Annotated in this window: 10 protein-coding genes; 1 reads left to right on the top strand and 9 read right to left on the bottom strand. The window is 72.1% G+C overall.

Annotated elements, in window-relative coordinates; translation table 11 throughout:
- Positions 1 to 28 precede the first annotated feature (28 nt).
- The 9 genes from HZS56_RS19925 to pyrG form a co-directional block, all read right to left on the bottom strand.
- Positions 29 to 1,186, bottom strand: a complete 1,158-nt coding sequence (locus tag HZS56_RS19925) for a pseudouridine synthase (protein WP_216722081.1) — start codon at positions 1,184 to 1,186, stop codon at positions 29 to 31.
- Positions 1,186 to 1,851 carry an SMC-Scp complex subunit ScpB gene (scpB, locus tag HZS56_RS19930; RefSeq protein ID WP_216722082.1) on the bottom strand — a complete coding sequence of 222 codons (666 nt, stop codon included), beginning with the start codon at positions 1,849 to 1,851 and terminating at the stop codon, positions 1,186 to 1,188. The genes HZS56_RS19925 and scpB overlap by 1 nt, the downstream gene beginning before the upstream one ends.
- Positions 1,848 to 3,134, bottom strand: a complete 1,287-nt coding sequence (locus tag HZS56_RS19935) for a segregation and condensation protein A (RefSeq protein WP_216722083.1) — start codon at positions 3,132 to 3,134, stop codon at positions 1,848 to 1,850. Before HZS56_RS19935 ends, scpB begins: the two co-directional genes overlap by 4 nt.
- An 18-nt stretch (positions 3,135 to 3,152) precedes the next feature.
- Positions 3,153 to 3,665: a hypothetical protein gene (locus HZS56_RS19940; RefSeq protein WP_253914536.1), complete on the bottom strand. Its 513-nt coding sequence runs from the start codon at positions 3,663 to 3,665 to the stop codon at positions 3,153 to 3,155.
- A gap of 41 nt (positions 3,666 to 3,706) precedes the next feature.
- Positions 3,707 to 4,837, bottom strand: coding sequence for a ParA family protein (locus HZS56_RS19945; protein ID WP_216722085.1), 1,131 nt, complete (start codon positions 4,835 to 4,837; stop codon positions 3,707 to 3,709).
- Between the two features lie 413 nt (positions 4,838 to 5,250).
- Positions 5,251 to 6,375 carry an alanine dehydrogenase gene (gene ald, locus HZS56_RS19950; protein WP_216722086.1) on the bottom strand — a complete coding sequence of 375 codons (1,125 nt, stop codon included), beginning with the start codon at positions 6,373 to 6,375 and terminating at the stop codon, positions 5,251 to 5,253.
- Between the two features lie 134 nt (positions 6,376 to 6,509).
- On the bottom strand, positions 6,510 to 8,570 hold the full coding sequence (locus HZS56_RS19955) for a tetratricopeptide repeat protein (protein WP_216722087.1): 2,061 nt from the start codon (positions 8,568 to 8,570) through the stop codon (positions 6,510 to 6,512).
- Between the two features lie 634 nt (positions 8,571 to 9,204).
- A complete protein-coding gene (locus HZS56_RS19960; protein WP_216722088.1) occupies positions 9,205 to 9,840 on the bottom strand; it encodes an NUDIX domain-containing protein in 636 nt (211 codons plus the stop codon).
- Positions 9,841 to 9,929: 89 nt separating this feature from the next.
- Positions 9,930 to 11,597, bottom strand: a complete 1,668-nt coding sequence (pyrG, locus tag HZS56_RS19965; RefSeq protein ID WP_216722089.1) for a CTP synthase — start codon at positions 11,595 to 11,597, stop codon at positions 9,930 to 9,932.
- Positions 11,598 to 12,244: 647 nt separating this feature from the next.
- Here pyrG and HZS56_RS19970 point away from each other — a divergent pair.
- Positions 12,245 to 14,047: a glycoside hydrolase family 15 protein gene (locus HZS56_RS19970; RefSeq protein WP_216722103.1), complete on the top strand. Its 1,803-nt coding sequence runs from the start codon at positions 12,245 to 12,247 to the stop codon at positions 14,045 to 14,047.
- The last annotated feature ends 194 nt before the right edge of the window (positions 14,048 to 14,241 follow it).

The following is a 14,241-nucleotide window of genomic DNA, read 5'->3' on the forward strand; positions in this document are numbered from 1 at the left end:
TGGGTGCGCGAAACAACCGTGGGAGCCCTTAGAGGTCGACCTCCTGCATCAGCATCCCGACCTCCGTGTTGGACAGCCGGCGCAGCCAGCCCGACTTCTGGTCGCCGAGCGTGATCGGGCCGAAGGCGGTGCGCACCAGCTTGTCGACGGGGAAGCCCGCCTCCGCCAGCATGCGGCGCACGATGTGCTTGCGGCCCTCGTGCAGGGTGACCTCGACCAGGTAGTTCTTGCCGGTCTGCTCGACGACCCGGAAGTGGTCCGCGCGCGCGTACCCGTCCTCCAGCTGGATGCCGTCCTTCAGGCGCTTGCCGAGGTCGCGCGGGATCGGGCCGACGATGTGCGCGAGGTAGGTCTTCTTCACGCCGTACCGCGGGTGGGTCAGGCGGTGGGCCAGCTCGCCGTGGTTGGTGAGCAGGATGACGCCCTCGGTCTCGGTGTCGAGCCGGCCCACGTGGAAGAGGCGGGTCTCCCGGTTGGTGACGTAGTCGCCGAGGCACTGGCGGCCCTCCGGGTCCTCCATGGTGGAGACGACACCGGCGGGCTTGTTGAGGGAGAAGAACTGGTACGACTGCGTGGCGACGGTCAGGCCGTCGACCTTGACCTCGTCCTTCTCCGGGTCGACGCGGCGGCCCTGCTCGAGGACGATCTCGCCGTTGATCTCGACCCTGGCCTGCTCGATCAGCTCCTCGCAGGCGCGCCGGGAGCCGTAGCCCGCGCGCGCGAGGACCTTCTGCAGCCGCTCGCCCTCCTGCTCGGCGCCCGGGAAGGTCCTGGGCAGCTTCACGTCCTTCTTGCCGGCGTACCGCTCGCGGTTGCGCTCCTCGGCCCGGGTCTCGTACTCGCGGGACGTGGCCGGGGCGCTGCGGCCGCGCTGCTGGGGCCGCTTCGGGCCGCCCTTGGCGCCACCGCGGGCCGCGCCGCCGCGCCCGGACTTGGGTCCGTCGGCGGAGGCGCCGGGACCGACGTCGTAACGGCGCTCCTCGGGGCGCGGCTTCTTCGGACGGCCGCCCTGCCGGTCGTCGCGGTTGTTGCCGGCGCCGCGGTGGTTGCCCCGACCGCCGGCGCTCCCGCCGCGGCCACCGGCGCCTCCGCCGCGGCCGCCGCCGCTCCCGCCGCGGCCGCCGCTGTAGCCACCACGGCTCCCGCCGTTGTTTCCGCTGCTGTTGTTGCCGCTGCTGCTTCGCATCAAAGTTCCGTCTTGTCGTCTGCTTCCCCGGGGTCCGGGGCGTCCGGATCGAACGACGGCACCGCTTCCAGCGTGTCGGCCTCGATCGCCGCCGCCTCCGGCAGGAAGGGCGCGAGCTCCGGGAGCTCGTCCAGACCGCGCAGGCCCATCCGCTCCAGGAAGTAGTTCGTCGTCACGTACAGGATCGCACCTGTTTCGGGTTCCGCGCCCGCCTCCTCCACCAGGCCCCGCTGCAGGAGGGTGCGCATCACACCGTCGCAGTTCACGCCGCGCACCGCGGAGACACGGCTGCGGCTGACCGGCTGGCGGTAGGCGACGACGGCGAGGGTCTCCAGGGCGGCCTGGGTCAGGCGGGCGTGCTGGCCGTCCAGGACGAAGCCCTCGACGGCCGCGGCGTACTCGGGGCGGGAGTAGAAGCGCCAGCCGCCCGCGATCAGGCGCAGCTCGAAGCCGCGGCCCTGGACGGTGTACTCGTCGGCCAGCTCACGCAGGGCGTCCGCGATCCGCCGGCGGGGCCGCTGCAGTATCTTCGCCAGCTGCTCCTCGGTCGCCGGCTCGTCGACGACCATGAGGACGGCTTCCAGGGCGGGCTTGAGGTCGAGGCCCGCGACGCCGCCGGCGGCGTCCGCGGCCTCCGGGGTGGCCTCCGTGGTCTGCTCACTCACGCCTTCTGCTCCTCCTTCGGCGCCTCGGGCGGCCGGTCGAACTCGTCGGTCACCGTCGGCTCGGTGTCCCCGTTCCCGCCGCTCCAGCGCACCAGCAGGTCGCCGAGCGCGCTCTCCTGGTCCAGCTCGACGGCCTTCTCCCGGTACAGCTCCAGCAGGGCGAGGAAGCGCGCCACGACGGTCAGCGTGTCCTCGGTGTCCTCGACCAGCAGGCGGAAGCTGGCCTCGCCCAGCTCCTTCAGGCGGGCGACGACGATCCCGGCCTGCTCCTGCACGCTGACCAGGGGCGCGTGGATGTGCTCGACGTACACCTGCGGCCTGGGCTTGGGCTGCATCGCCTTCACGGCCAGCTTCGCGAAGCCCTCGGGGCCGATGCTGATGACGACCTCGGGCAGCAGCTCGGCGTGGTGGGACTCCAGGCCGACGGTGCGGGGGTAGCGGCGGGCCTCGGCCTCCAGCCGGTCGTTGAAGATCTCCGCGATCTGCTTGAAGGCGCGGTACTGGAGCAGCCGGGCGAAGAGCAGGTCGCGTGCCTCGAGGAGCGCGAGGTCGGCCTCGTCCTCGACCTCGGCGGCGGGCAGCAGCCGGGCGGCCTTCAGGTCGAGCAGGGTCGCCGCGACGACCAGGAACTCGGTGGTCTGGTCGAGGTCCCAGTCCGGCCCCATCGCCCTGATGTGTGCCATGAACTCGTCGGTCACCCTGGACAGCGCGACCTCGGTGACGTCCATCTTGTGCTTGGAGATCAGCTGGAGGAGCAGGTCGAACGGCCCCTCGAAGTTCGCGAGCCGCACCTTGAAGACACCGTCGCCCGCGGCGTCCGGGGCCCCCTCCGCCGCGTGCTCGGCAGTCCCCGCGCCTCCCTGTCGCGGCCCGTCGGAGTCGGACACGGAAGGAGCAGAAGGGGCGGGAGACACGGGAGGACCAGGGGAGGCGGGAGGAGCAGGAGGCCCAAGAGGCGGAACCGGAGGGGCCGGAGGGGCCGGAGGGGCCGGAGGGGCCGGAGGGGCGGAAGCTCTGGTGCCGGGCTGCGTCTCGCCCGGCACCGACGCAATCTCCGCAGCCGATGGCGACGCTGAGGACGCTGAGGCGATTGGCGCCTCTGGGACCTCTGGCGCTTCTGGGACTGCTGGTACTTCTGGCGCCGCTGGTACTTCTGGGGCTTCTGAAGTCTCCGCGTCCGGCGGAGCCGTCCGCTCGGCCGGTTCGCCCGGGCCCCTGCCCAGCGCGCGTCGGCGGCCGGTGCGGGGGCCGGGTCCGGGGCTCGGGGCGTCGTTCGAGGTCATGGCCCCCGCAGGCTACCGCTACCGCCCGCGCAGCCGTCGTACGAGGATGCTGGCGTCTCCGCGGCTCTCCAGGTCGGCGAGGACCACGGCGACCGCTTCGCGGACGATGCGGCCGCGGTCGACGGCCAGGCCGTGCTCGCCCCGCAGCACCAGACGGGCGTGCTCCAGGTCCATCAGCTCCTCGGCGGAGACGTACACGGTGATCTTCTCGTCGTGGCGCTCGCGTCCGCTGGGGCGGCGTGCGGCGGCCCTGCCGCGCTTGCGGGGCCGGTCGGCGGCGGAGCCGTCCTGCGCGGCCGTGCCGGGCCCGGGGACCCGCGGGGAGCGCTCGGCGCCCCGGCTGCGCGGCTCCCCCGCCGTCCCCGGCTCCGCGTCCGCCGCGGCGTGTTCCGCGCCCTCGCCGTCACCGCCCCGGGCGGGCACCGACTGCGGCGCGTCCTCGGCGGCGGCCTGGTCGCTCTCCCCCGCCGGGCCCGGCACCCGGGCCTCCCCGTTGGCCGTGCGCCGCGGGGTGGACGCCTGCAGCGCCATGCCCCCTGTCGTACGGAAGAGTTCGTCGGCCCCCGGCAGACTCACTCGGCGTGACACCGGGCGAGCACCTCCCTGGCGAGCTGGCGGTAGGCGGCGGCACCGACGGAGTTGGAGGCGTACGTGGTGATCGGCTCACCGGCGACCGTGGTCTCCGGGAAGCGGACCGTGCGCCCGATGACCGTGTGGTAGACGTGGTCGTCGAACGCCTCGACGACCCGCGCGAGCACCTCTCGGCTGTGCACGGTGCGCGAGTCGTACATCGTGGCGAGGATGCCGTCGAGCTCCAGGTCGGGGTTGAGCCGCTCCTGGACCTTCTCGATCGTCTCGGTCAGCAGGGCCACGCCGCGCAGCGCGAAGAACTCGCACTCCAGCGGCACGATCACCTTGTGCGCGGCGGTGAGCGCGTTCACCGTGAGCAGGCCGAGCGAGGGCTGGCAGTCGATCACGATGTAGTCGTAGTCGTCCATCAGCGGCTTCAGCGCCCGCTGCAGCGTGGACTCGCGCGCGACCTCGCTCACCAGCTGCACCTCGGCCGCCGACAGGTCGATGTTGCTGGGCAGCAGGTCCATGTTGGGGACCGCGGTCTTCAGCAGCACCTCGTCGGCCGCCATGCCCCGCTCCATGAGCAGGTTGTAGACGGTGAGGTCGAGCTCCATCGGGTTGACGCCGAGACCGACCGACAGCGCGCCCTGCGGGTCGAAGTCGACGAGCAGCACCCGGCGCCCGTACTCGGCGAGCGCGGCACCCAGGTTGATGGTCGACGTGGTCTTGCCCACGCCGCCCTTCTGGTTGCACATCGCGATGATCTTCGCGGGGCCGTGCTCGGTCAGCGGGCCGGGGATCGGGAAGTACGGCAGCGGGCGTCCGGTCGGGCCGATGCGCTCGCGGCGCTGACGGGCCGCGTCGGGCGCGAGCGTGGCGGCGTACTCGGGATCCGGTTCGTACTCCGCGTCCGGGTCGTAGAAGTGCCCCTCGGGCAGTTCGTCGTAGTCGGCGAAGTGGTTGCGGGGCGCGCCACTTCCGTCGCCGGCCATGGCGTTCACGTGTTGGCCATCCATACTCATGTGTACTGACTGAGTTGCCTGCGGACTCGGGTGGGCGGCTGCGTGGGTGCGTACAGCGACGGAGCCGACAGCCTCGAGACGCCCGGGGCTGTGGGCCCGTGCAGGCATTCCTGGTTGACCACCCCCGGGAGTAAATGTCGACTCATTCACAAGTCGTCTTACCTCCTTGGTGACCAGGGAACTTCTAGACAGGTCAGCGTGGCACCATGCCGACGTTCGGCGACTCTATGGCGTGTCGGCCGTCCGCAGCAACACAATCCGCCGGACCCGGCCCGATGTGTCGGCAATGGAACATCCCCCTGTCAAGGGCGTACGGCCGTCGCACAGCAGGTTTCACCGGTGCACGAATCGGTTGAAGACGTTACGTTCGAGGCGAGTTGACCGAGCATCGCAAAGTGACCATACACACACCCGGCCGGACCTTGTCGGGCAAGGTCCGGCCGGGTGTGTGCGGTTGACGGCGACTGTTGACGTATCGCCTTTTCCGGGCGGTGACTTAACCGACTGGCCGACCGCGCGGCTCAGGCCAGCAGCGAGGCGAGTTCGACGTGCTCCAGGCCGTGCGCCTCGGCGACCTCCTTGTAAACGACCTTGCCGTCATGGGTGTTGAGTCCCCGGGCCAGCGCGGGGTCGCGGCGCAGCGCGTCGGCCCAGCCGTGGTCGGCCAGTTCGACGATGTACGGCAGCGTGGCGTTGGTCAGCGCGTAGGTGGAGGTGTTGGGCACCGCGCCCGGCATGTTGGCGACGCAGTAGAAGACCGAGTCGTGGACCGGGAAGGTCGGCTCGGCGTGCGTGGTGGGGTGGGAGTCCTCGAAGCAGCCGCCCTGGTCGATGGCGATGTCGACAAGGACACTCCCGGGCTTCATCCGGGACACCAGTTCGTTGCCGACCAGCTTGGGGGCCTTGGCGCCCGGGACCAGCACGGCACCGATCACGAGGTCGGCCTCCAGGCAGGCCTTCTCCAGCTCGAAGGCGTTGGAGACGACGGTCTGGACCCTGGTGCCGAAGACCTTGTCGGCCTCCTTGAGCTTGTTGATGTCCTTGTCGAGCAGGGTCACGTGGAAGCCCAGGCCGACGGCGATCTGGGTGGCGTTCCAGCCGGAGACCCCGCCGCCGATGACGACGGCCCGGCCGGCCAGGACGCCGGGGACCCCGCCGGGCAGCACGCCGCGGCCGCCGTTGGCCGCCATCAGGTGGTAGGCGCCGACCTGGGGGGCCAGCCGGCCGGCGACCTCGGACATCGGGGCCAGCAGCGGCAGCGCGCGGCCGGGCAGTTCGACCGTCTCGTAGGCGATCGCGGTGGTGCCGGACTCGACGAGCGCGTCCGTGCACTCCTTGGACGCGGCCAGGTGGAGGTAGGTGAAGAGGGTCTGGTCCTTGCGCAGGCGGTGGTACTCCTGCGCGATCGGTTCCTTGACCTTCAGGAGCAGGTCGGCGGCGGCCCAGACCTCGTCGGCGGTGTCGAGTATCCGCGCGCCGGCCGCGACGTACTCGGCGTCGGGGATCGACGATCCGGCGCCCGCGTCGCGCTCGACGACGACCTGGTGACCGTGGCGCACCAGTTCGTGCACGCCGGCGGGTGTGATGGCCACCCGGAACTCGTTGTTCTTGACCTCGCGGGGGATGCCGACCTTCACGTGGATCACGGTCCTTGGCTCAGAGGATGGGGCTATTGCAAGGCATACCCGCTCAAGCGCGGGCACACCGGGAGAGACCGCAGGACAATGTGCGGCAGAGCCAGTTTAATGAAGGTGTACTCTCTGTCTAGCCTTTCAAAGCATCAATCTTCAGTCGATGCGCTACGGATTTCGCAGGCGCCCTCGGGGTCCGAGGGGTCCTCCCTCAGCATGCGCTCGGCCGTGCTGCGCTGCAGGCCGGCCGCGACGGGGTCGCCGAGCCGGTCGAGGGTGTCGGCGAGCCGCAGGTGGAGGGCCGCCTGGAGCCGGTCGTCCTCGGCCCGGCGGGCCCATTCGACGGCCTCCTGGCAGGTCCGCAGCGACTCCTCGGGCCGCCCGGCGTACTCCTGGACCCGGGCCAGCTCGGACAGCGCCCGCGCGTGTGCGGCGACGTCCCCGCCCTTGCGGTGCCCGGCCACCGCCGCGCGCCAGGCGCGCACCGCCTCGCCGTAGCGGCCGGCGTAGGTGTGGGCGGTGGCGATGCGGCCGTACACCCGGGCGGCGTCGGCCCGCTCGTCCCGGGCCAGCCGCTGGGCGAGGGCCCGGCCGAACCAGTCGGCGGCCCGGTCGTAGTCCCCCAGCTCGAGATGGGCGCCGCCCACCGATTCCATCGCGCGGCCCGTGGCGTACGGGTCGTTCGCCTCGCGTCCCGCGTCCAGCGCGGCCCGGTAGCGCACCAGGGCCTCGGCCGTGCGGCCGGTGCGGGCGTCGAGGTCGGCGAGGTTCAGCAGGGCCGCGGCCCTCTCACGGGGCAGCTCGCGGCGTTCGGCCACGTCGAGCACGAGGCGGTGGATGCCGTACAGGTCGGGGGCGGCCGCGTGGGTGCCGAAGTGGGCCACCATGGCCCGCACCAGCTGGGACATCAGCCTGCGGGCGAGGGTGTCCAGCTCTCCGTCGGCGACCGCGAGCCTGGCCGCGGCGAGCAGGGCGGGGCGCCGGGCGCGCAGCCAGTCGGCGGCGGCCCCGGGGTGGGGAAAGCGCAGGTCGCGCGGTGTGGCGAGGAGCTTCTCGCGAGCCTGCGGGCTGTCGGTCTCGGTGACCGCACGGCAGGACTGGAGCAGCCGGACCGTCCGCTCCAGCATGCGCGCGCGGGCCAGCTGCAACTCGGCGGGCCGGTCCTGCTTGCGCGCGAGCCGGCTCAGCCGGGCGTGCAGGCAGCCGGGTACCTCGTACTCGGGGTACTCCGGGTGAGCGGGGTGCGCGGGCTGCGGGGAGCCGGCCGCGCGCAGCAGGCCGAGGCCGACGAAGTCGTCCAGGGTGGTGCGGGCACCGCTCAGCGAGCAGCCGGCGAGCGCGGAAGCGGTGTGCGGGTCGACGAGGCCCGCGGGGGCCAGGGAGAGCAGGCGCAGCATCCGCGCGGCGGGGCTCGGCAGGGAGGCGTACACGAGGCTGAAGACGCGGCCGAGCGGGGTGCCCTCGTCTCCCTCCGCGTGCATGTGCCGGGCGAGGTCGGCGACGGCCGCCTGCGGACGGGCCGCGAGCCAGCCGCCGGCCAGGGTCAGCGCGGCGGGCTGGGCCTGGCAGACCTCGACGAGCTGTTCGGCGGCCCGGGGGTCGACGGTGATGCGGACCGAGCCGGTGTACCGGGACAGCAGTTCCACGGCCGACTTGGTGTCCAGGCCCCCGAGGGTGCAGGGGCGGACGTCCGCGATGCCGGTCAGCGGGCCCTCGGCGACGGTGACGGCCAGGCAGTCCGGGGTGTCCGGCAGCAGGGCGTCGACCTGCTCGGCGGCGGCGGCGTCGAGCAGCAGCAGGACCCTGCGGTCGGCCAGGGCGGCGCGCAGGGCCTCGGTGAGGTCGTCCTCGTCGGCGCCGGGCGGCGCGGGCCGGTCCAGTGCGGTGAGCAGCTCGCGGGCGATGCGGTCCACGGGCACGCGCGTGCCGTCCGGCTCGCTCAGCCTGGCCCGCAGCACACCGTCGGGGTAGTCGCCGGCGACCCGGGCGGCCAGTTCCTCGGCGAGCGCGGTGCGGCCGGAGCCGGGCCGGCCCGCGACGAGCAGCACGCGCGCGCGGGGTGCCTTGCGGCCGGAGAGAGTGTCCAGGCCGGCGCGCTCGATGTCGGCGCGCAGCTCCTTCAACTCCCGGGTACGGCCCAGGAACCGCCACTCCTCGGCAGGCTCTTCCGACAGCCGCACGCCGTCCGTGTCCACCGCCTGATCCGTCACGGGCCACACTCCCGATCCCACCGCACGCCGACGCCCGCCGGGACCCCGGTTCGGGCGTTTCCCGAGCCTAGTTCACGCTCTGCGACGTTCCCGGCGGAGCGCGGCGGGCGGATCCCCTGATCGGATCAACCGATGGTCACACCGGATGGGGCGGGCGTGACGGAGAAGACGGACGGGATGCCGGATCCGTCCGTCAGCGACCCGTCGGGATCCGCGGCCCGGCGGGACCGGCGTGCCCCAGCGACCGACTCGCCAGGGCCCCCGCCGACAGGATCCACCGACCCACCAGGCCCCAGCCGCCCCGGTGGAACCCGGCGCCCGCCAGAGTCCACCGACCCGGCAGGACCGGCCGCCCGACAGGGTCCACCGACCCGGCAGGCCCTGGCCGCCCCGGTGGAACCCGGCGCCCGCCAGGGTCCACCGACCCGGCAGGACCGGCCGGCCCACCACGACCAGCCGCCCCGCCGGGACCAGCCGCCCCGCCGGGACCCGGCGCCCCGACGGGACCCGGCGCCCCGGGCGGGACCCCGTGGTCCGGCGGGACCCCGTGGTCCGGCAGTGCCGGCCGCCCGGCGGCGGGATCACCGGCCGGGCTGTGACCGCCCCCGGAGCGGAGCTCGCCGGGTGGAGCGGCTCACTCCTGGAACGGGCGGGCCGGCCACGGTGCCCCGGCCGGGCGCAGGGACTCCACGCCGTCGCCCCGCTCCGCCGCGACCAGCGAGAGCACCCCCACGACCAGGCAGTTGTTGTGCAGCTCCCCCGCGAGCACTCCCCGGACCAGGTCCGCGACGGGCACCCGCTCCAACTCCATGTCGGCCTCTTCGTCCTCCACCTCAAAGCGCTCCTCCTCGGCCTCGGAGAGGTTCCGGGCGAGGAAGATCCGTACGGCCTCGTCGCAGCCGCCGGGGGTGGTGTAGACGTCGGTCAGCACCCGCCAGTCCTCCGCCTTGACGTGCGCCTCCTCGTACAGCTCGCGCTGGGCGGCGTGCAGCGGGTTCTCGCCGGGGACGTCGAGCAGGCCGGCCGGGATCTCCCACAGCTTCTCGCGCACGGGGTGCCGGTACTGCCGGATGACCAGGACCCGGCCCTCGTCGTCCAGGGCGAGGACGGCCACGGAGCCGGGGTGGACCTGGTAGTCGCGGGTCACCACGGAGCCGTCGGGCATGACCACGTCGTCCGTGCGGACCGAGGTCTTCCTGCCCTGGAACGGGGTCCGCGTGCCCCGGACCTCCCACTCCTCTGCGGTGTCCTTGATCGTGCTGCCCGTCATGCCTGACCTGCCCTTTCGAACGTACGAAAGCCGGGGCCCGCGCCGTTGAGTGCGCGTGCCCCGGCAACCGTACAACTGGTGTGCCCGTGCTACTTCGACGTCTTGCGTTCGACCGCGGCCTTGACCAGCCCGGCGAAGAGCGGGTGCGGGCGGGTCGGGCGCGAGCGCAGCTCCGGGTGCGCCTGCGTGGCGACCAGGTAGGGGTGGACGTCCCGCGGGTACTCGACGTACTCGACGAGCTTGCCGTCCGGGGAGGTGCCCGAGAAGACGAGGCCGGCCTTCTTCTCCAGCTCCGCGCGGTAGGTGTTGTTCACCTCGTAGCGGTGGCGGTGCCGCTCCTCGACGTACTCCTTGCCGTCGTAGACCTCGCGCACGATGGAGCCCTCGGCCAGCTTCGCCGGGTACATGCCGAGCCGCATGGTGCCGCCCATGTCGCCCTCGCCGGCCACGATGTCCAGCTGCTCGGCCATGGTGGAGATGACCGGGTGGGCGGTGGCCGGGTCGAACTCGGTGGAGTTGGCGTCCGAGATGCCGGCGAGGTTGCGCGCGGCCTCGACCACGATGCACTGCAGGCCCAGGCAGAGGCCGAGCAGCGGGATGCGGTTCTCCCGGGCGTACTCGATGGCGCCGACCTTGCCGAGCACGCCGCGGTCGCCGAAGCCGCCGGGGATGCAGATCGCGTCGACGTCGCCGAGCTGCGCCTGGGCGCCGGCCGGGGTCTTGCAGTCGTCGGACGTGACCCACTTGATCTTCACTCGGGCCTTGTTGGCGAAGCCGCCCGCGCGCAGCGCCTCGGTGACCGAGAGGTAGGCGTCCGGCAGGTCGATGTACTTGCCGACCAGGGCCATGACGATCTCGTGGTCGGGCTTGTGGACGCGGTCGAGCAGGTCGTCCCAGGTCGTCCAGTCCACGTCGCGGAAGGGCAGGTCCAGCTTGCGGACGACGTAGGCGTCCAGGCCCTCGGTGTGGACGACCTTCGGGATGTCGTAGATCGAGCGGGCGTCGGGGCAGGCGACCACGGCGGCCTCGTCGACGTCGCACATCAGGGAGATCTTGCGCTTGATCGCGGTCGGGACCTCGCGGTCGCAGCGGAGCACGATCGCGTCCGGCTGGATGCCGATGTTGCGCAGCGCGGCGACCGAGTGCTGGGTCGGCTTGGTCTTCAGCTCGCCCGAGGGGCCGATGTAGGGCAGGAGCGAGATGTGGACCACGAACACGTTGTCCCGGCCGACCTCGTGGCGGACCTGGCGGACGGTCTCCAGGAACGGCAGCGACTCGATGTCGCCGACGGTGCCGCCGACCTCGGTGATCACCACGTCGACCTCGTCCGTCGCCATGCGGCGGATGCGGTGCTTGATCTCGTTGGTGATGTGCGGGATGACCTGCACCGTGTCGCCCAGGTACTCGCCGCGCCGCTCCTTGGCGATGACGGCCGAGTAGACCTGCCCCGTGGTCACGTTGGCGGTGCCGTCCAGGTCGCGGTCGAGGAAACGCTCGTAGTGCCCGATGTCCAGGTCGGTCTCGGCCCCGTCGTTCGTGACGAAGACCTCACCGTGCTGGAAGGGGTTCATCGTGCCCGGATCGACGTTCAGGTACGGGTCCAGCTTCTGCATCACCACGCGAAGACCCCGGGCCTTGAGGAGCATGCCGAGGCTGGAGGCGGTCAGCCCCTTGCCCAGCGAGGAGGCGACACCCCCGGTGACGAAGATGTGCTTGGTCGTCGAAGCTGTGCCATTGCGGAAAGCGGTGGGCGGCATGGCCAAGAGGGGGCTCCCGTGGTCGCGGTCTGGGGTGCGGTGCGTTCGTCCTCCGCCCCGGTCGTCCCGGGTGTCGTCGGCGGCGCCGTCGCTGCGGTTCCGGGGTTTCTCTCCCACCGGTCCACGGGCTACCAGCGTATCAGCGCCTCGGGGCGGCGACTCCCGGCCACCCTCCGCGTACGTCCGGACACGCAGGTGGGAGCATCACAGTTTCCTCACCCGGTGGTCACCCGTTCGGCGGACCCGGGTTGCCGTGAGCGGCACACAGATCATCTACGTGCGTCGTATCCTGCTCGGACGTTCGCTGCCGAGCCCGCCCGGCGACGCGGCACCACCCCTCGCCCGTCAGCACCGGAACAACAAGAGCTCTTCCGTTCGTTGAGCAACAATTGCCGTTTGCGACCACAGCTTGCGACACAGCGGCTTGCGGCGCAGCAGCAATTGTCGTTCACGGCGCAGCGTTTGGCTCCACGGCCGATCGGCTGCTTTGCTTCATGGACTCGACGGCACATGGCACACATGTGACGCACGATCCGTATTTCCTCGACACACATCTTCTGCACACACACTTTCCTGACCCCACCCTTGACCGCACTAGCGACCGCCCCGACATGCGGGGTGACGTGGCCGTTCGACTGGAGTTGCACGTGGCCGGGCGCATCGAAGACTACGCACTCATCGGAGACATGCAGACCGCCGCGCTGGTCTGCCGGGACGGCACAGTCGACTGGCTGTGCCTGCCCCGCTTCGACTCGCATGCCATCTTCGCCGGCCTGCTCGGCACCGAGGAGCACGGCTTCTGGCGGCTCGGTCCCGCCCACGCCTCCGACGCCGAGCCGCCCGCCGCGGCCCGGCGGACCTACCGCGGGGACTCGCTGATCCTGGAGTCCGAGTGGGACACCGCGCGCGGCACCGTCCGGGTGACCGATTTCATGCCGCCGCGTGACGGCGCACCGCAGCTGATCCGGATCGTGGAGGGTGTCTCCGGCCGGGTGCCGATGCGCTCGGAGCTGCGCATGCGGTTCAGCTACGGCCGGGTGGTCCCGTGGGTGCACAAGCACGAGGGCCGCACGGTGGCCGTCGCCGGGCCCGACTCCGTCTGGTTCGACACGGAGGCCGAGACCTACGGCAAGGCGCTGACCACGTACGCGGACTTCACGGTCGCGCCGGGCGACCGGATCGCGTTCACCATCTCGTGGGAGCCCTCGCACAAGGAGCCGCCGGCCCTGCCGGAGCCGGAGCAGTCCCTGACGGCCACCGAGGACTTCTGGCGCGACTGGGTGGAGCACTGCACGTACCACGGCCCCTACCGCGAGGCCGTGGTCCGCTCCCTGATCACGCTGAAGGCCCTGACGTACGCGCCCACCGGCGGCATCGTCGCCGCGCCCACCACCTCCCTGCCGGAGGAGATCGGCGGGGTGCGCAACTGGGACTACCGCTACACCTGGCTGCGCGACGCGGCGATCACTCTGTCCTCGCTGCTGCGCACCGGCTACCGCGAGGAGGCCCGCGCCTGGCGCGAGTGGCTGCTGCGCGCGGTCGCCGGTGACCCCGAGAACCTGCAGATCATGTACGGCATCGCGGGCGAGCGCGAGCTGGGCGAGGCGGAGCTCGACTGGCTGCCGGGCTACGAGAACTCCACCCCGGTCCGGGTCGGCAACGGCGCGGCGCACCAGCTCCAGCTGGACGTCTACGGCGAGGTCACCGAAGCCCTGCATCTGGCCCACATGACGGGCCTGGCCCGCAACGACTACGCCTCGGTGCTCCAGCTGAAGCTGATCCGCTACCTGGAGGACCACTGGAACGAGCCGGACGAGGGCATCTGGGAGGTGCGCGGCCCGCGCCGCCACTTCGTGCACTCCAAGGTGATGGCCTGGGTCGCCGTCGACCGCACCATCAAGCTGATCGAGTCCGGCGACGCCGACGGCCCGCTGGAGCGCTGGAAGCAGCTGCGGGACGACATCCACCGGGACGTGTGCGAGAAGGGCTACGACAAGGAACGCAACACCTTCACGCAATCCTACGGCTCCCGCGAGCTGGACGCCTCGCTGCTGCTGATCCCGCAGATGGGCTTCCTGCCGCCGGACGACAAGCGGGTCATCGGCACCATCGAGGCCATCCAGCGCGAGCTGTCCACGTCGGACGGCTTCATCCTGCGCTACCCGACGGACGGCGACGACGAGGGCGTCGACGGCCTCCCGGGCGACGAGGGGGCCTTCCTGGCCTGCTCGTTCTGGATGGCGGACGACCTGGCGATGATCGGCCGGGTCGACGAGGCGCGCAAGCTCTTCGAGAAGCTGCTCTCCCTGCGCAACGACCTGGGCCTGCTGGCCGAGGAGTGGGACCCGCGCCTGAAGCGCCAGGTCGGCAACTTCCCCCAGGCCTTCAGCCACGTGCCCCTGATCGACACGGCCCTCAGGCTCACGGCGAGCGGGGCGTACGGGGGCTGAACCGCCACCGGACCGGCCGGGCGAAGGCCGTCGCCGCGGGGACCGGACCGTCTGCCCCGGCGGCGGCACGCCGTCCGCTCGGCGTGTCGCCGAGGGTGGACGGTCCGGTCGTGCCGCGCCGGTCCGGGCCGACGGCCCGTTCAGCCCGCCGGGTCGGCCGTGGGGGTCGTCGGGGCCGTGGGGGGCATCGGGGC

It is taken from the genome of Streptomyces mayonensis (assembly GCF_018982965.1).
GTDB lineage: Bacteria > Actinomycetota > Actinomycetes > Streptomycetales > Streptomycetaceae > Streptomyces > Streptomyces mayonensis.

What these genes read in the sequence shown, in the direction of transcription:
- HZS56_RS19925 (WP_216722081.1), bottom strand. Translation starts at nt 1,186, where the DNA reads ATGCGAAGCAGCAGCGGCAACAACAGCAGCGGAAACAACGGCGGGAGC.
- HZS56_RS19935 (WP_216722083.1), bottom strand. Translation starts at nt 3,134, where the DNA reads ATGACCTCGAACGACGCCCCGAGCCCCGGACCCGGCCCCCGCACCGGC.
- HZS56_RS19940 (WP_253914536.1), bottom strand. Translation starts at nt 3,665, where the DNA reads ATGGCGCTGCAGGCGTCCACCCCGCGGCGCACGGCCAACGGGGAGGCC.
- HZS56_RS19945 (WP_216722085.1), bottom strand. Translation starts at nt 4,837, where the DNA reads ATGCCTGCACGGGCCCACAGCCCCGGGCGTCTCGAGGCTGTCGGCTCC.
- HZS56_RS19960 (WP_216722088.1), bottom strand. Translation starts at nt 9,840, where the DNA reads ATGACGGGCAGCACGATCAAGGACACCGCAGAGGAGTGGGAGGTCCGG.
- pyrG (WP_216722089.1), bottom strand. Translation starts at nt 11,597, where the DNA reads ATGCCGCCCACCGCTTTCCGCAATGGCACAGCTTCGACGACCAAGCAC.